Source organism: Alkalicoccus daliensis, from assembly GCF_900103955.1.
In the GTDB taxonomy this organism is placed as follows: Bacteria; Bacillota; Bacilli; order Bacillales; family Salisediminibacteriaceae; genus Alkalicoccus; species Alkalicoccus daliensis.
In genome coordinates this window covers 534,759-553,509 of record NZ_FNIL01000001.1, presented here as the reverse complement: position 1 = coordinate 553,509, position 18,751 = coordinate 534,759, and the positions used below count along the sequence as shown (strand labels likewise).

The 18,751-nt window shown below is 38.9% G+C and carries 11 protein-coding genes; 9 read left to right on the top strand and 2 right to left on the bottom strand.

The features are described from left to right. Positions 1-23: 23 nt before the first annotated feature. The 5 genes from BLP92_RS02690 (at position 24) to addA (ending at position 11,141) form a co-directional block, all read left to right on the top strand. Entirely contained in the window at positions 24-1,154 is a 1,131-nt protein-coding gene (locus BLP92_RS02690; RefSeq protein ID WP_090841062.1) for an NAD(P)/FAD-dependent oxidoreductase, read from the top strand. 42 nt (positions 1,155-1,196) lie between these two features. Continuing rightward, on the top strand, positions 1,197-1,862 hold the full coding sequence (locus BLP92_RS02685) for a TVP38/TMEM64 family protein (protein ID WP_090840322.1): 666 nt from the start codon (positions 1,197-1,199) through the stop codon (positions 1,860-1,862). Positions 1,863-1,884: 22 nt separating this feature from the next. After that, on the top strand, positions 1,885-3,225 hold the full coding sequence (locus tag BLP92_RS02680) for an FAD-dependent oxidoreductase (RefSeq protein ID WP_175444155.1): 1,341 nt from the start codon (positions 1,885-1,887) through the stop codon (positions 3,223-3,225). An 814-nt stretch (positions 3,226-4,039) separates the two neighbouring features. Beyond that, positions 4,040-7,522, top strand: coding sequence for a helicase-exonuclease AddAB subunit AddB (gene addB / locus BLP92_RS02670; RefSeq protein WP_175444154.1), 3,483 nt, complete (start codon positions 4,040-4,042; stop codon positions 7,520-7,522). Continuing rightward, positions 7,512-11,141 (top strand): helicase-exonuclease AddAB subunit AddA, encoded by a 3,630-nt coding sequence (gene addA / locus BLP92_RS02665; protein WP_090840315.1) that lies wholly within the window; start codon positions 7,512-7,514, stop codon positions 11,139-11,141. The genes addB and addA overlap by 11 nt, the downstream gene beginning before the upstream one ends. A gap of 179 nt (positions 11,142-11,320) precedes the next feature. Here addA and BLP92_RS02660 read toward each other — a convergent pair whose 3' ends face one another. Continuing rightward, entirely contained in the window at positions 11,321-12,925 is a 1,605-nt protein-coding gene (locus BLP92_RS02660) for an ABC-F family ATP-binding cassette domain-containing protein (protein WP_090840313.1), read from the bottom strand. 1,028 nt (positions 12,926-13,953) lie between these two features. Here BLP92_RS02660 and BLP92_RS02650 point away from each other — a divergent pair. The 3 genes from BLP92_RS02650 (at position 13,954) to BLP92_RS02640 (ending at position 16,953) form a co-directional block, all read left to right on the top strand. Then, positions 13,954-14,562, top strand: coding sequence for a hypothetical protein (locus tag BLP92_RS02650; protein WP_090840309.1), 609 nt, complete (start codon positions 13,954-13,956; stop codon positions 14,560-14,562). A 560-nt stretch (positions 14,563-15,122) separates the two neighbouring features. Then, positions 15,123-16,058, top strand: coding sequence for a hypothetical protein (locus BLP92_RS02645; protein WP_090840307.1), 936 nt, complete (start codon positions 15,123-15,125; stop codon positions 16,056-16,058). Positions 16,059-16,095: 37 nt separating this feature from the next. Then, the gene (locus BLP92_RS02640) at positions 16,096-16,953 is read left to right on the top strand and encodes a gamma-glutamylcyclotransferase family protein (RefSeq protein ID WP_090840305.1); all 858 of its coding nucleotides are present in this window, start codon (positions 16,096-16,098) and stop codon (positions 16,951-16,953) included. A 13-nt stretch (positions 16,954-16,966) separates the two neighbouring features. Here the strand turns inward: BLP92_RS02640 and BLP92_RS02635 are convergent, their stop codons facing one another. Beyond that, a complete protein-coding gene (locus BLP92_RS02635; RefSeq protein ID WP_244516626.1) occupies positions 16,967-17,482 on the bottom strand; it encodes an N-acetyltransferase in 516 nt (171 codons plus the stop codon). A gap of 139 nt (positions 17,483-17,621) precedes the next feature. Here BLP92_RS02635 and BLP92_RS02630 point away from each other — a divergent pair, with 139 nt between their 5' ends. Next, positions 17,622-18,692: a C45 family autoproteolytic acyltransferase/hydrolase gene (locus tag BLP92_RS02630; RefSeq protein ID WP_090840303.1), complete on the top strand. Its 1,071-nt coding sequence runs from the start codon at positions 17,622-17,624 to the stop codon at positions 18,690-18,692. Positions 18,693-18,751: the final 59 nt, after the last annotated feature.

The following is an 18,751-nucleotide window of genomic DNA, read 5'->3' as shown; positions in this document are numbered from 1 at the left end:
GAATCGGAATAATGGAGGATATTATGACAAAAATCAATGTAATCGGAGGAGGAATTCTTGGGGCTTCTACTGCTTTTCATTTAGCTGTAAAAGGAGCGGAAGTCACTTTAATTGATTCTTCCTATAAAGGACAGGCAACAAATGCCGGGGCAGGAATTATTGGTCCCTGGCTCTCGCAGCGGAGAAATAAAGACTGGTACAACATGGCGCGGGGAGGCGCAAAATTTTACCCTGAACTGATCAGCCGTCTTGCTGAATATGATGAAAGAAATACAGGATATAAAAAAGTAGGATCGATTCATCTTCATGATTTAGATGAAAGGCTGGAACATAAATATAACCATGCAGTGAAACGAAAAGAAACAGCTCCAGAAATAGGGGAAATATCGCTGCTGGATGAAAAGGAAACGAGAGCTTTTTTCCCGCAATTGAGGGAAGGATATCGTTCAGTTCACATTACAGGATCTGCGAGAGTAGACGGCAGAGAACTTAAAAATGCTTTACTGCAGGCTTCGGTAAAACTAGGTGTAAATATAATACATGGAGAAGCTGAACTTATTAAAGAAAAGAAGGAAATAATTGGTGCAACAGTTAATAAAAAGCATACTTATTACGCTGATAAAACAGTTGTGACTACGGGGGCATGGACCAAAAAATTATTGGAGCCGCTGGGTTACAAGTGCCTTGTAACACCTCAAAAAGGACAGATTCTTCATATGAAAATTGAACAAGAAAATGATTCCTGGCCCGTGGTAATGCCGCACAGCGAATACTATCTTCTTCATTTTGGAGGAGGTCATGTAGTCTTTGGAGCGTCTAGAGAAGATAACAGCGGGTATAATACTCAGGCTTCTGTCGGCGGACAACAGGAAATTATCAATGCCTGCCTGGAACTCGCTCCTGGTTTGAAAAACGCCGAAATAATTGAAACAAGAGTGGGGCTGAGACCTTTCACACCTGGGTTTTTACCGATTTTCGGGCGGATACCGGATACCGTCAACGGGTATATAGGCGATGGACTGGGAGCTTCCGGCTTAACTGCAGGTCCTTATCTAGGCAGGGAGCTTGCTTCACTTGCTCTGGAAAGTGAAACAGAGTTGAATCCCGATAATTACTCGGTGGATAATGCAGTAAGCGTTTGGAACAATGATTAATATACAATTAAAACGGATATAGAGGAAGAAGGAGTAACGTTCATGCAGCTGCACGTATTTTTAAGAGCAGGTCTGATATTATTTATACTTATTGCTCTATATTATATTAATACTACGTATTTGAATTTAGAAGCAGAAGAGCTTCAGAATTTTTTACTTTCTTTTGGAATTTTAGCGCCGGTTATATTTATATTGCTTTTTAGCATCAGGCCTTTTCTATTATTTCCTTCTTCAGTATTAGCTATTGCAGGGGGGCTGGCATTCGGGCCGTTTATCGGTCCGCTTGTTACTTATATTGGTTCTTTAGCAGGCGGGATATTATCCTTTCTATTTATAAGAAAAGTCCGAAAGAAAAAGACTGAAGGAGAAGGCACGAAAAGAGAACTTATAAAAAAACGTATCGAAGAAAATGGGTTATTTTATATAGTTTCCCTGAGAATCATTCCTGTAATTAATTTTGACCTTGTAAGTTACTTAGCTGCACTATCCACAGTACGTTTTAAAACTTACGCTGCTGCAACGATGATCGGGATAATTCCTGGAACAATTGCTTTTAATTTACTGGGAGCTTCTTTAGCAGACCTTTCCCCTGGTTTAATTGCAGTAACAGCTTTAATGTTTGCGATTGCCCTTTCAATTCCTGTGTATGTAAGACACCTGCTTCGTAAACGAAATCTGGATATAGAAGATATTACTGATAAGAAGTGACCGTGCAGAAGGTGGTGTAATTTTGGAGAAATTTCAAGTGGTTATTATTGGGGGAGGAGTCGGAGGTTTAACTCTTGCACTTCGGCTTGCTCAATCAAATGTAAAAGTACTGGTGATAGAAAGAGATAAAAATCCTGGAAAAATATACAAAGGGGAACTTCTGCAGCCTAAATCACTGCTTCACTTTCAGGAAATGGGCATCGCAGATAATGTTTTAAAAGAAAGTCTCGCACTACCCACTATTCATACTTATGAAGTGAAGGAAGATAAAAATGGAACAATCAGCGATTCTATGTATATCCCTTTACATTATGACCGGCTTGAAACAGCTTTTCCAGAAGCCAGAATGATTCCCCACGAAAAGCTTAAAGAAATTATATTTAAAGAAGCTGAGAAGCTTGAGAATTTCCATTATTGGAATCCAGCTGTGTTTAAGAAGTTCACAAAAATGGATCAAAAGAAGAAAAAGTTTTCTAAAGCAAGCGTGAAGTACGGGGAAAAGGAAATTGATGTAGAAGCGGACTTTTTTGTAGGAGCAGAAGGAAGAGCTTCACTAATGAGAAAAGCAATGAATCAGCATTTAGTTACTACACAGTATAACCATCACTTTCTCACAGTAACTTTTCCGAGGCCTGCCAATTATACCGAGGCACGAATGTATGCCTCTCACAAATCATTTATTGGACTTTTTCCACTCCCAAATAATGAAGTAAGGTGTGTGATGTTAATAAAGCCTGGTGAATATAATAGGATGAAGAAAGAAGGCCTTCATACATTTACTGATCCTTTTATTCAATTTGAGCCTGAATTAAAAGATTACGTAACGCAAATAGCATCCTGGAAGCAAATTCAGCTGATGATTCCTATCAGGCATAATATTCACGAATACGTCCAGGGGAATGCTGCTATTATTGGCGATGCAGCGCACGCTGTTCATCCGATGGCAGGGGAAGGGATGAACTTAGCTATACAGGATGGGGCAAATCTGGGAGACCTCCTGGCATGGATGTATGAAAATAATCAGCTGCATCCAAAAAATTTAAAGAAATTTGAAAGAGTGCGCAAAAAACGATCTGACAGAATTTCCATGCTCAGTCACTTTTCTGCGCTTGGCTATGCGTGGTCTTTCAGGTGGTACCAGTTTGGGAGAATGTTTGCGTTAAAGAGATTTGAACGGCATCCAATTTTACATTATAAACATATGCTCAATATTTCCGGAGTAGGGTGGTGGACGTATACTCCTATGGATGTACTCAGGTTTTTCGGTCCTGCCTCAATGTACCTTAAAAGAAGATTTAAAAAAAGAAGCAAAGAAGCAATATTTTCTGAATCGGATGATTACCCATGGCGGTATAAGAAATAATATAAGCAAAACTAGATGCCCCTCATAAAAGTATACTCTTTGTGCGGGGCATTTTTACTGTGCATCTGAGGGTTGCTGAAGCAGGTAAATACATATTTTAAAAAGTGCAGCATCATAAAGTCTTAGGAGAAGGTAAAGGTCATAACAGCAAATTCTGAAATAATACAGAGTGTTTATAAAATAAGAGTTATTGTATATTTATGACTTTCTATGCATTGGGTTCTCCTCCGCTTCCCGGCGGAAGATTGGTCTGGTCTTTAGCTGTTTCTCCTGCCCTTGGGGCAGAAGAAAGGACCTTCAGACAGCGCTTAAATCCCGCTCGTCTTTTTCTCAGCTGCAGCCGCAGGAGGTCAACTCCTGGAGGATTATGAACGACTCTTATATCTTCCCAAGTGTTTTACTTGGAAGATATAGTAAGCATGAGCGAAGCCGTGCTCCTCTTTTAAGAAGGCAGGTAAGCTGAGAGAGTTCCCTGCGGAAAGCGACCCTTTGGAGACAAAATCATAGTAGCGAATACTTATATAGAAAAATGCTTTTTCAACAGCCTGTATTCTTTCAGCGTAGTGCGGTGAAAGAATATTTGAGAAGAAGCGCTGCAGAAAGATTCCTAAGGAGTTGAACATAATATTTATATTCCTGACAGATATAGTATATAAGATGAAGGAAACTAATTAATATGAGTAATAATTAAATTTAAACAGCTTATCTGTATAAAGGATATCAGACGCTAAGGTTTACCTACCTCGTTTTTAAAAACTCTGGTAAAATAAAGATATACGAACATACGGTTGTATTAAAGAAAAGAGGTGTTCTTTTGGCTATTAATATTTACACCGGCAGATCTGGAACTGGAAAAAGTTATGAGATGCATACAGAAATAATTCAGCGTTGTACAGATAACCCCGATGGGTCTCCCATCGTCCTGCTAGTACCTGATCAGATGACTTTTCAAACAGACAGAGAACTGCTCTTACGTGCCGGTAAAGGTCTAACACGAGTGAGAGTGCTCAGTTTTACCCGCCTTGCATATCTGCTTCTTCAGCAAGAAGGCGGTATAACTAAAAAACAAATTTCAAAAACTGGTATTCACGCTTTGATTAGAAAAGTAGCTGCAGAAGCTGCCGATAATCTGGAGCTATATGGAAATTCGATTACATCGAGAGGATTCATTACACAGTTAGAAAGAATGCTTACTGAATGTAAGCGCTATGACCTGACCTGTGAGACCATGCAGCAAATATATGACGAACTCTTAAAAAGCGAAAATTTATCAGCTTCTGAAAGAAAATTAAAAGCGAAGCTGCATGATTTTCTTATTATCCAGAATGCAATGGAGAAGACGCTGCAGGGAGTCCATGTGGAAGAAGAGGATCTGCTGAACATGGCAGCTGAAAAGATTAAAAATGGCGCTAAGGAAAATACAGATTTTTATGTAGACGGTTTTCATAGTTTTACTCCCATAGAAATGAATGTAATTGACAAACTGATTCAATCTGCTGACTTTCATATCGCACTAACAGCAGACAAAATACCTGCCATTTCAGAAAATCTGCAGCCGCTTGATTTGTTTTATGAACCAGTTTCTACAATACAGACAATTTTGCAGCTTGCAGAAGAAGCGGATGTACCATGTTATATTAAACAGTTTAATAAACAGAAAAGATTTATATCACCGGAATTGGAACATCTGGAAAAAGATTTTAATTCATTTCCCCCGAGAAAAATCGTAAATAACCAGGTGAACCTCTGGGAAGCAGTTCATCCAAGGGCCGAAGTGGAACATACAGCAAGAGAAATATTCCATCTTATTAAAAAGAAAGAATACAGATATAAAGATATTGCTGTGATAAGCAGGGACATTAACAGGTATAAAGATTATGTTGAAACTATTTTTCCATTAGAAGACATTCCGTATTTTACTGACAGCAAAAGATCAGCTGAAGATCATCCTTTAACTGAATTTATTAAATCCAGTTTGGAAGCAGTGGAAAAAAACTGGCCTTATGAAGCGATGTTCAGGCTTATAAAAACTGAGTTTTTGTTCTCAAATGACAGAGTGAGAGAAAGAGAATTAGCAGACCAGCTGGAAAATTATGTGCTTGCATACGGGATACGAGGGAAACGCTGGTATGATCAAAAGCCCTGGAACTACCGGTTTTCCAACAAATCAGAGCAAACGGAAAATGAAGAGGAAGATACACTAATTCAGGATTTAGAAAGTATGCGAAAAAAATTAACAGAGCCGGTTCTGAAATTACAGGAAAAGTTAAAAACAGCTGTATATTTGAAAGAATACGCACAGGCGCTCTATGATTTTGTAGAAGCTGCAGATATTCCGGAAAAGCTTGAAGAAATGAGCAGGGAAGCCATTGAAAAAAACAATTTAAAAGAAGCAGCAGAAAATGAGCAGATGTGGAAAGAGACAATTCAGCTGCTGGACGATATTGTTGAAGTAAGCGGTGAAGAAAAAGTAACGCTCTCTATTTTTCGTGACATGATAGATTCCGGGCTGGAATCTATGAAATTTTCTATTATTCCTCCTGCATTTGATCAAGTCGTCCTTGGTGATGCAGAAACTTCCCGATTATCAAACATAAAAATTTTATTTCTTTTAGGAATGAATGATGGGGTCTTTCCAAGAAAGCCGGAAGAGGAAGGATTTCTTACAGAGGAAGAACGAAATTTAATGGAGAGGACTGGAATGAATCTGGCACCTGGTGCGGAAGCACAGCTTCTCGGGGAAAATTACTTATTTTATCGTGCAGTGACCCAGCCCGAAGAAAGACTTTATGTAAGTTATTCCCTGCAGGATGCCGATGGGAAAAATTTGCAGCCTTCTCTCTTTACCGGAGTTCTTACAGAAAGGCTTGAAGGTCTTCAGGCAGAGACAAAATTTGAATCCCCTCATGAACATGAAACAGAACATGAGAAGCTGTTTGTCACGAATGAAGACAGATCATTATCTTACCTTACCGTTCAGCTGCAGCAGTGGAAAAATGGGTATGCGATCCATCCATTGTGGTGGGATGTTTATAACTGGTTTGCTGAGAAAAATCCAAGCAGAAGATTTGAAGTGCTTGTATCCAGCTTATTTTATAAGAATTTACCGGACACTTTAAAAAAGGGAACAGCAGAGAAAATATATGGCAAACGGTTAAAAGCCAGTGTTTCAAGGTTTGAGCAGTATAACGCCTGTCCTTTCTCCCAATATGCAAAATACGGACTGAAGTTAAAAGAAAGAGCTGTATTTAAGCTGGAAGCACCTGATATCGGTTTATTATTTCATGATGCGCTGAAAGATGTGTCTACGAAAATAATGAAAGAAAGAGGAGATATCAGGGAATTATCTAAAGCTGAAGTGATCAGATATTCCGATGATATTGTAGAAGCCCTCGCTCCCCAGATCCAAAGGGAAATTTTCCAAAGCTCTGATCGTTATAAATATATACTGCATAAATTAAAAAATGTAGTATCCCAGGCTGCTGTAATGATGGCTGAACAATCTAAGCGAAGTGAATTTGTGCCTGCTGGATGGGAGCTTGGTTTTGGGAAAGGGGAAACCCTGCCTCCGCTCAGTTTTAAACTTGCAAACGGTGCCCTGGTTGAAGTAGTTGGAAGAATAGACCGGGTGGATAAAGCCGAGACAGCTTCTGGGGTTTATTTACGGATTGTGGATTATAAATCAAGTGATAAAGATATAAAGCTGGAAGATATTTATTATGGCCTCTCCATGCAGATGCTCGTGTATTTAGATGTAGTGCTTACACATTCTTATGAATGGCTGCATGTAGAAACTGATGCTGCAGGTGTACTTTACTTTCACGTTCATAATCCAATGCTGAAATCAGATAAGAGATTGACGCTTGATCAGATAGAAAAAGAAATTTTAAAGCAGTTTAAAATGAAAGGATTACTATCTGCAGATCCTGAAGTTATAAGTGCTACGGATACGTCACTTTCCAATGGCTCTTCTGAAATAGCGCCTATTCACGTAAAAAAAGATGGAACCCATGGAGCAAGGTCGAAAGTACTCGGCCCGGACAATTATGAGCTGTTGCGGCATTTTGTACGCAGACAGATGAAACAATATGCAGAAAAAATTGCTGAAGGAGATATTTCACTTACGCCTTACAAGAAAAAACAGCATGTGCCGTGCACCTACTGCTCCTACCGGTCTTTCTGCCAGTTTGATCAATCTCTTGAAACAAATAAATATCGAGTCCTAAAGTCAAAATCTGAAGAAGAAGTTATGCTGAAGATTCAACAAGAGGGAGGGGTGCCAAAAAATGAAGGATAAACCTGCAGATTCAAAATGGACAGATGAACAATGGGAAGCGATCGCAGATGAGCACCGCCCCATGCTTGTTGCCGCCGCGGCAGGGAGTGGAAAGACTGCAGTGCTGGTAGAACGCATAGTCAGAAAAATTATTGATCCGGGAAATAATATTGCACTGGATCAACTGCTGGTGGTTACATTTACAAACGCAGCAGCTGCAGAAATGAAGCAGAGAATAGGTAAAGCTATTGAAAATGAATTATTAAAAGAACCAGGCTCCAATCATCTCAGAAGGCAGCTTTCCTTACTTCAGCGGGCGAGTATATCGACTCTTCATTCCTTTTGTATGAATGTGATCCGAACTTATTATTATGAGTTAGGAATTGATCCACAGTTCAGAATGCTTGACCAGACGGAGTCTCAGCTGCTGGAAGAGGAAGTAGCGGAAGAAATGATTGAAACGGCATACAGAGAAGATCCTGAATTTATTAAGCTAGTTGATTACTTTACCGGGGATCGTACAGATGACCAGCTGAAAGTTTTATTTTTGGAATTATATCATTTTTCACGTTCCCACCCAGACCCTGAGAACTGGCTGAATCAAATTATAAAAGTATATGAATCATCTGGTACGGAGGAATTTGATAATCTTCCATGGGTACAGGAAGCAGCAGCGCACGTTAAAGAAAAACTGAGCTATTGTATTTCAAGGCTGGAACTGGCTGTAAAAAAATCAAAAAGTCCTGAAGGACCCGGTATGTACGTTCAAACACTTCAAAACAATATTCACCAACTGAATTTTCTTTTAAACGCAGCTGGATGGGAAGATTTAAACAATAGTTTTAAATCACTAAAGTTAGAATCTCTGCCGCGTGTAGTTAAAAAAAATCATCCTGATATGGATCCGCAGCTGCAGAAGGAAGTGCAGGCCATCCGCAAAAAAGTAAGTGAAGACCTTGAGGCAGTTGAAAATTCATTTTTCCATGCAGACAGCGATCTTATAGCTGCAGATATGCAGCAGATGGCTCCTGTCCTTAAGCAGCTTATATTTTATGTGAACCGGTTTTCTCAGCTCTTTCAGCAGGAAAAAGTTTCCAGAAACTCTCTGGACTTCAGTGACTTAGAGCATTATTGTCTGGCTTTGCTGCAGCAGGAGGAAACACCAACGGATATTGCCATTCAATATCAGCAGGAATTTCAAGAGGTCCTTGTAGATGAATATCAAGATACTAATTTTGTACAAGAAACGATCCTTACCAAGCTTTCAGGTACCGACCAACTGTTTATGGTAGGAGATGTGAAGCAGTCCATATATCGTTTCCGGCTGGCAGAGCCTGGACTTTTTCTAAATAAATATAAGCAATACCAGCAGCTGAGTGAAGGGAAAAGAGTGGATCTTACAAAAAATTTCCGGAGCAGGGAAGAAGTTTTATCTTCCACGAATTTTGTATTTCGCCAAATTATGAGTGAGAATTTTGGCGAACTTGAATATGATGAAGCGGCTGCATTAAAACAGGGTAATTTTGAATTTAGTGAAAATGATACTATGAGTACAGAAGTTTTGATAGTAGACAAACAAAAAAAAGAAAATAATACAAGCGAGCTGGAAGAGCTGGAAACCTCCCAAATTGAGGCAAGAGCAATAGCTGAGAAAATCCGGGAAATGGTGGACAGTAAATTTATGATTTACGATAAATTTCTGAAAACGGAAAGACCTGTTACTTACAAGGATTTTGTCCTTTTAATGCGTTCCATGCCCTGGGCAGAAACTATGATGGAAGAATTTCAACTTTATGATATTCCTCTTTACGCTGATTTAAGTACTGGATACTTTGAAGCCATAGAAATAAAGGTAATGCTTGCTTTGCTGCATACCGTAGATAATCCATATCAGGATATTCCGCTTGCTTCAGTACTGCGGTCTCCTATTTTTTCGCTTGATGAAGAAATGCTTTCAACAATAAGATTGCGTGCCCCTGAAGATTATTATTTTACTGCGTTAAAGATGGAAGCTGAAGCTGTACCGGAAGGAAAAGCAGCAGCAGCTCTGCAGCAGCTGGAAAAATGGCGTGACGCAGCAAGATCCAACGGGTTATCAGAATTAATATGGAAATTATATGAAGAGTCCGGTTACCTGGAATATGTAGGAGGGCTGCCGGGGGGAAAGCAGCGACGTGCGAACTTAACTGCCTTGTATGATAGGGCCCGTGCTTACGAAACTACCTCTTTCAGAGGATTGTTCCGCTTTTTAAGATTTATCGAACGAATGCAGGAACGGGGGGACGATCTCGGCAAGGCGAGGGCAATTGGGGAACAGGAAGATGTGGTCAGGTTAATGACCATTCATAAAAGCAAGGGTCTTGAATTTCCTGTTGTCTTCGTAGCCGGAATGAATAAACAATTTAATATGATGGACGTTAATAAATCGTATCTTAAGCATAAAAGATTAGGTTTTGCCGCCAGGTTTATCGACCCAGTGCATAGAATTTCCTATCCTACAATTTATTATTATGTAGTACGGGAAAGAATTCGTAAGGAAATGTTAGCTGAAGAAATGCGTATACTATATGTAGCGATGACAAGGGCTGAACAAAAGCTGATTCTTACAGGGACTGTTGATCAGCTGGAAGATTCACTGGCGGGCTGGACTGCTTATATGCCTGGAGAAAAAGTTCCGGAATCGCAGCTTTCTCAAGCTAAAAACTTTCTGGATTGGATAATGCCTGCTGCTTTAAACAGCAAAGAAGGAAACAGATTTCTGCAGAATTTCAGCACTGAAAAATATAAATATTTAGAAAGCAATGCCAGGTGGAAATTTACTGTTTTACAGGCTGGGGAATTAGAAGCGCCATTAACAGAAGATGTTTCGACAGATAAAGACTTCAGGCTGCGTGCTGTAGAGAATCTTGAGCCGGTAGAGACTAAGTCAGAAAAACAGTCTTTATCGCTGGATTGGCAATATCCTTTTAATGATGCGGTAAGAACGAGAGTAAAGCAGTCTGTCACAGAATTAAAAGAATATGAAAAAGATCCTTATGCAGCAGAAAACTTGGTGCAAATCCCTTCAGCATTTGACAGACCGAAATTTGTGCAGGAAAAAGCTTTCAACCCTGCAGAACTCGGAACAATTCTGCATAAATTAATGCAGTTCATTAATTTTAATATAACTTCAGCGGAAGAAGTGGAAAAAGAAATATACAAGCTGGTAATAGAAGAAAAAATGATGAAGACGGAAGCAGAACAAATAAATATTCATTGGATAACTGCTTTTCTGAATTCACAAATAGGAGATGTATTACGAAGGTCAGTGCGGATAAAAAGAGAATTGCCATTTACTTATCCTATAGAGGCTTCTACTATTTATTCAGAATGGAATAGTAAGGAAGAATATTTATTTGTGCAAGGGATAATGGACTGCGTATATGAAACGGAAAATGGAGAGTTGTACATTCTGGACTATAAAACGGATCGAATTACTGGACGTTTTCATTCAGATCAGGAAATTACTGCTTATTTCAAGGAAAAATACTCTTTTCAACTTTCGCTCTATAAGCAGGCATTGGAATCAGCATGGAACCGAAAAGTCAGTGGCGCATGTTTATATATGTTCGATGGCGGATATGTGATCGAAACTGATTAAAACCAGCAATGAATGAAAGGTGAACGAAAAGCTATTAATAACAACCCTCGGATAAGGAGGGTTGTTATTTTATTTTGAAAGAATTATTTTCTAACTAATGAAAGAAAAGAACGCTTCCGGGACAATTCCGGAAGCGTTCTTTATATATAATGGGTCAGTGCAGTCTTTTAATATTGAAATTAAATCGTTGCTGATGTCATACGTTCTTTTACATATTCATCATAGGAAATCTCTTTATCATAAATGCCATCATCTTTAATCTCTATAATTCTGTTCGCTAATGACTGATTGAACTGATGGTCATGTGTAGCAAATATTAATGAACCTTTAAACTCCAGCAGACCATTATTCAATGCTGTAATCGACTCAAGGTCCAGGTGATTTGTCGGTTCATCGAGCAATAGAACGTTTGCTCCGGAAAGCATCATTTTAGAAAGCATGCAGCGTACTTTCTCTCCTCCGGATAAAACAGAAGGACTTTTCTTCGCTTCTTCTCCGGAAAATAACATTCTTCCTAGGAAACCACGGATAAACGTTTCAGATTGATCATCTGGAGAATATTGACGCAGCCATTCTATCAGGCTTCCTTCATTCCCGTGAAAGTGTTCAGAATTATCTTTTGGAAAATAAGCCTGGGAGGTGGTAATACCCCATTTATATGATCCGCTGTCAGGCTCTACTTCTCCCATTAGAATCTGCATGAGTATCGTTTTTGCTTGTTCATTTGGTCCGGTCAGTGCAACTTTGTCGCCGGGGTTTAAAGAAAAAGATACGTTATCCAAATATTTCTTGCCATCTATCGTCTTGGAAATATTTTCCACTGTCAGCATATCGTTACCCATTTCCCGTTCCGGTTTAAAAGCAATATAAGGATATTTACGGGAAGATGGTTTGATATCTTCCAGTTCAATTTTTTCCAAAGATTTTTTACGGGAGGTAGCCTGTTTCGATTTGGAAGCATTCGCACTAAATCGGGCAACAAAAGATTTTAGTTCTTCTATTTTTTCTTCTTTCTTTTTGTTACGCTCCTGTGCCATTTTCAAAGCCAGCTGGCTGGATTCATACCAGAAGTCGTAATTTCCGACGTATACCTGTATTTTTCCATAATCTAAATCTGCAATATGTGTGCAGACGTTATTGAGGAAATGACGGTCGTGGGAGACAACAATTACTGTGTTCTGGAAATTGATTAAGAAATCTTCCAGCCAGTGAATTGCTTCAATATCAAGACCGTTCGTAGGCTCATCCAAAAGAAGAACTTCAGGATTACCGAATAGAGCCTGCGCCAGAAGTACCTTCACCTTATCTCCTTCAGTAAGTTCTGAAAGCGTCATATAGTGTTTAGCATCTTCTATGCCAAGGCCCTGTAAAAGAACAGCAGCATTTGATTCAGCTTCATAACCGTTCATCTCGGCAAATTCACCTTCGAGTTCAGCAGCTTTCATACCATCTTCATCCGAAAAATCTGCTTTCATATAGATAGCATCTTTTTCCTGTCTGACTTCATACAGACGTTTATGGCCCATCATAACTACTTCAAGAACCTGCTCATTTTCATAAGCATAATGATCCTGCTTAAGAACTGCCAGACGCGCATCTTTTGGCAGGGAGACATGACCAGACTGGGCATCAATTTCTCCGGACAGAATTTTGAGGAAAGTGGATTTTCCGGCACCATTGGCACCAATTAATCCATAACAATTCCCCGGTGTGAACTTAATATTAACATCTTCGAACAGCTTTTGATCGCCAAAGCGTAAGCTGACATCTGAAACTTGCATCATAATTTATATCATCCTCTTCATAAACATACTGCATACAATTATAACACCTTTTCAACTTTATTACGAGGGTTATTAAGATTTAGGAGGCAGGCACAGCAGTGAATGAGAAAGGCAGTATGATTTATAAAGAAAATAGTTTTCAGAAAGATTAATAAAAAGCAAGCTCCAGCTTTAAACAGTATATTAATATATTATTGATTTAATTGTTGTTATTTTTAAATGCGTTTATCTTTAAAAATTCAGTTCTGTTAATGCTCATTCTTGATAGGAGAAAATTTCGCTGCCACAGGCCTGCCGAGGACGAGCTCCTCCGCTTCCTCGCTGCGCTGTGGGATTTTCCCAGCTCGTTTTTCCAAAGGCGGTATGTACTTTCACCGCCGCAAGCATTGGCGCAGCCGACCAAATGATCTTAAAGTCATCTTCACGCTCTTGATGAAGATGACTGCTGGTCGAGCGGAGCAATGCATACTCTCTACACAGGCGTCCGCCGGTTTCCCCTCCGTTCTTCCCTTTGCGAAATAAAAGAAAAGATTGTTTTTTATTACAAGCTTTTCTATCAACAAAATGAAGACAAGACGATTTTCAAGGCTCCAGCGGAAAAGAAAGCTTGAAGTTCATTCCGAAGGATAGGGAGACAGTCAGCTGAAGGAACTTTCCGGGGCAGATACAGAAAAGGAATTCACAGGCGAAGCTTTCTAATATCAATATCAGACGTTAACAGAGACATTCATGCTAAATAATGCAAATTGAAAAATGAAGAGAAATATTGTGATTAACACGGTAGCACAAGCCCTTGGGCAGAACTTTTCAAATGTGAAGCAGCATAATTATTTCTATATAGCAGACCTTTTATTTTCAAGGAAGATTTCTATAAAATAGGTGATTTTGTAAAATTTTTATCATTATTTATATCATCGTACATTTTTTAAAATGAATATTAGTTAAATAATGGAAGTTTAAAAAAGTTGTTTTTAGGATATTATTTCAATAAAGAGATTGTTTAAGTAAATTGAAAAGAGTGATGGTTTATGCAGAAAATACCTAGCTTAAAGGATGATTATGCTGACGTGGAAGAAAGACTGATTCATTTTATAGAAATGATGTCACACGCAGATATTAACAGTGCCTGGCATCACTTTGCATTCTTAGCTGAAGACAGATCAAGTACATTTTATGAAGAAGGATATTTAAAAAAATCACGAAAATTCCAGGTATATTATAAAGATAAGCTTTCCTACGAAGGTTACCTATGCTGGTGTTATCCTCATAAAAAGAACGGAAAATGGCATGCAGAAATTTCCGTGAGGTTCGACAAAATTAGGAAGGGGAACAGTCTGGACCTCACAGAAAAGTATTTTCAGCTGGATATAAATCTTTTGGACTTCTTAAATGAATCGAGAGAAGAACTTCATATTGATGTTATTGAGCTGCCAGAATCATTAAGTGACTACGATCAGAAGCGAATGAATATTATTCTGGAAAAATGGGGATTGCAGAGCAGGACAGTAATTAATTTTGATAAAGTTGATTATTCCCAGCTGGAAGTTTTTGTGCAGCACCTTATTTCTACGGCAATATTAGTGCAGGCTGGATACCGGCGAGAAAAAGTTCCTTACAGTAAAGCATCATTATCATAGTAATTATAGGAAAAGAACTGTCCAGCAGGGCAGTTCTTTTTAATTGTATGCACTTTTGTTATGCGTCTTCAAAAGTAAGCTTTATGAAGAGGTCTTTTCATCCAGGCTGCCCAGGAGGTTGTTAAACCATTGGATATCCTCCATATTTCATAAAACTGCAGTAGCACTTTGCTGAAAGTAATTAAAAAACCAAGACGGCCTTTTTCAATAAAAAGAGCGGCACGCAGCGACAACACCCCCGGGAGGAAAATGGACGATTAGAAGATCCGGCTGCCAAGGGCATACCAGAGAAAAAAGCCTCTCTGGAAAGCGTGCAGCGGAAGCAGAGTGCCTAACACATTCCATTCAATAAGCCCTTTCGAACATAGACAGGGGACACGAGGTTTTTGCTTGGATAATAATAGCTAATCAACAGAAGTGCTTTAATATAAACTAGATAGAATTTGCAAGGTGTGGCAGGAGTTAGTAAAATATCAATAACTAACAATTTAAACTTAGGTTTTGTGCGTGAAAACATACACGAGATAATAACAGGAATAAAAATTTAAAGAGGTGAAAAAGTGAAAAGTCTAAACGAAGAAATAGCAGAGACCCTGGATAAAAAAAGATTATGGAATAAATGGAATGAACATGTTTTAAGACTTTCTGAGCAGATCGCAAAAAAACAGATTAAAGCAAGTCAACTATCAAAGCTTATAGAGTCACATAATCACAGCTTAGAGGATATACATACCATGTCGGTACTGAAGCTTATTTCTACTGTACTAAAAAAGGAGCAGGAAGGGTTTTCGCAGGAGCAGGAGGAAATAACCGGAGCAAAATTAAAGTATCAGGAAGCAGTAACAGCTTTAAATGAACTTGAAAAAGAGAAAAAAATGTATGAAGAGCACCGGGATAGTCTGGGAGAAGTCCACCAGGCTTCTGAAAATTTACTTTATCGTAAAAAACAGCTCATTGAAGATGAAAATACCGTCTGGTCTGAAAAACTTTATGAAATTACTTCCAGAGAAATAGAATTATTAGGAGGGGAACAGGAACTCTCAGAAGCGGTTGATGCGGGAGAACATGTTTACTATTCACTGGAAGATTCATTAAAAGCACTCGATAAAGCTTCTAATTGGTCAGTTATGGATTTGATAGATAGAGGGATGGTCACAACTTACATGAAGCACAGTCAGCTGGATAATGCGAAAGATTCCCTGCATCGTGCTGAAAGGAGATTAAGGCAGTTCCAGGATGAGCTAATTGATGTTGAACAGCATGAGTATATCCAGTTAGATATAGGGGACTTTTTAAGTGAAGCCGATACCTTTTTCGATGATATTATTCTTAGCTGGCTTATCCATAACAGAGTAAGGGAAGTGTCTGATAAAATATCTTCTATTCAGGAAGCAGTAAGTGAATTCGTTAACCTGCTAAAAGAAAAAAGAACTGATATTAAAAAACAGAGAATCCGTTTATCAGAAGAAAGAGTAAATATTTTACGCAATGCTTAACTATATTATTATTATGTAAACTAAAAGGAATGATTTAATGTTTTTATTTGTATACGGTACATTAAGAAAAGGTGAAACAAACCATGCACTGCTTCAGGGACTAGATTGTATTGCGGAGCAGGCATATACTACAGGAAATTTATATGATACAGGGTATGGATATCCTGGATATGTGGAAGAAGGAAATGAGAAGGTCTTTGGTGAGATATACTTTCTTCCGGAAAACCTTCTTCCGGCTGTCGACAGACTGGAAGGGTATCAACCGGGCAGAAAAGATAATTTGTATGAAAGGATTACTAAAAAAATAATTACTGATGAAAAAGAAATAGAAGCTGTTGTTTACGTATATAATGATACTGCTTCATTAGATAAGAAAGTCCCGTTTCAAGACTGGAAGGTATATCAATGGCTGAAAGAGAAAAAAGCAGTAGCCTATTTTGCATATGGATCCTGTATGGATACTGAACGAATTGAAGCTGCAGGCATGGAAGATGCTTTTCAGCAGTGGGAAGCGGCTGAAGCAGAAAATCACAGAGTTGATTACACCCAGCATAGAGCAGATGGTGCGCGGGCGAATTTACTGGAAGCAGGGAAAGAACCGGCGGAGGGTATTCTTTATACAGTTCCTTCTGGCGCCGTGGAATATCTATTCAGACGCGAAGGAGTAAAAAAAGGAGCTTATCGTCCTGCATTTATTAACGTAAGAACACAAAACCGTTCTATGGCAGCTTTAACTTTCATCGTATTGGAAAGTAAAGCACCTAAAGCTCCTCCATGGCATTATGCAAAAGAAATTTTAAGAGGAGCACAGCGGGGATTAAGCAGAGAATACCAGCACAAGCTTTTGGAAAGAATGAAAGAACTTAATACTGAACTTTACCCGGAAGAGCTTTAATAAATTTTCCGGGTTATTTGTTTTCCCAATAAATTTCTCCTGACTGTTCCGATTCGTTCAGATGAATATGAAAGTTGTGTTTTTGGTAAAAATGAATAAGTCTGTCAGAGTGTCCCCAGTCCCGTGGTGAAATATTTCCTGTCAGAAAAGGAACGTTCCGGCTTTTTATATAATCCTTTAAATGCTGAATACATACAGAACCGAATCCTTTGTCCGCCTCTCCACGGATATCGTCGATATGGAGACAGTCTTCTTTATAGCTTGCATGAATAGAGAAATCCCAGTGGCCCTGGAAGGGTTTATTGCATTCATGAGCCATAAATCTGCATATTTCTCCATTATCCGAAGTATATAAAATTAATAAACTATCTTCTTTTGTCTGTTCGACCCCAACCACATTATAATGTTTAGCGATTTCTTTTAAATTGTTCTGCAGCCGAAGAAGCTGCATCTCTAAATTTTCATATTCCTGGATTATAGTTTCTTTTTCTTTTGTTTCCTTTGCATCCATTAAAAATGCTGTCTGCACAATAGGGCCTCCTTTCAAAAAACGCTCACAATTTTGGTATTCTACTAGAAAACTTAATTTATTTCAAGCCTGTTTCTTTTCTTTTTATATTTTAAAAAGCTATACTTTTACTAACTTAAGTAAAGCAGAAGGTGACAATATGCAGATAGGAATTGAAGCGATTGAAGGAAGAGGCAATGCCTACGAATTTGGCAGAAAACAGGCAGCAGCTTTGAAAGAAACAGCGCTTTTCGATAAACATACTAATAGAAGGAAAAAATCTATAAAAAGATATCAGACAGATTTTATGGAAGCGAAATCCTGGATAAAAGAGTTATCTCCTTCTCTATGGGAGGAAATGCAGGGACTTGCAGATGGATTAGAGTGGCGCCTTTCCGATGTGGTACATGAGTATGGCGGCTATCAGCAGAGCTGGAAAAAAAGCGGGTGCAGTGCGATTATTACGAATGAAGTGTATGGAAGAAATTACGATTATCACCCAAAAACCTATGATGGAAGGTTTGTATTATGGCAGCCGGAAAACGGATATGCCCATATTGGTTTTGCACAGAGAATTATTGGACGCATGGACGGAATGAATGAACATGGTCTGGCTGTTGGATATCACTTCGTTAATAGGATATCGCCTGAAGACGGGTTTATCTGTTGTTCTATTGCACGCTTTCTGCTTGATTCCTGCAGGACTACGAGGGAAGCAGTGGAAATACTGAAAGATCTTCCTCATCGGCATTCTTTCAATTATTCTTTATCTGACCGTTATGGTGATGCAGCGGTAGTTGAGGGTTCTGCAAAGAGCACAATTGAACTGATAAAACACGATAATGTATGTTCCAATCATTTTCGTAGTGAAGCGAAAGCGAATGAAAACAGACATATGCTTACGGAATCGAAAGAAAGGCTGCACCGATTGAAAAAACTTCAGAAAAGTAATCCTGGTGCGCTTGAAGTATTTAAAATGCTGAATCAGCTAGACTACGGTGTGGCAAAAACCGATTATAAGAATTGGTCTGGAACAATACACACAGCAGTTTATAATTCAAAATCGCTGGAAGTGACAGCAGGAATTGGTGTCAACGCCTTACCAGTGCAGATTTCCTTTAAAAATTGGCTGGCTGGCAGCAGGTTTATCGTAAAAAGACTGCGTGGAAAAATTGAAGATGTGAGTGGGGGAGAACACCTTTCTTCAGAAAAACTTCCTCTGAATCCCTAGGAATCTCAGAACAATTTGAAGCTTTTAGAAGGATTTCTCCGCGGCAGGCGAAGAAAAAA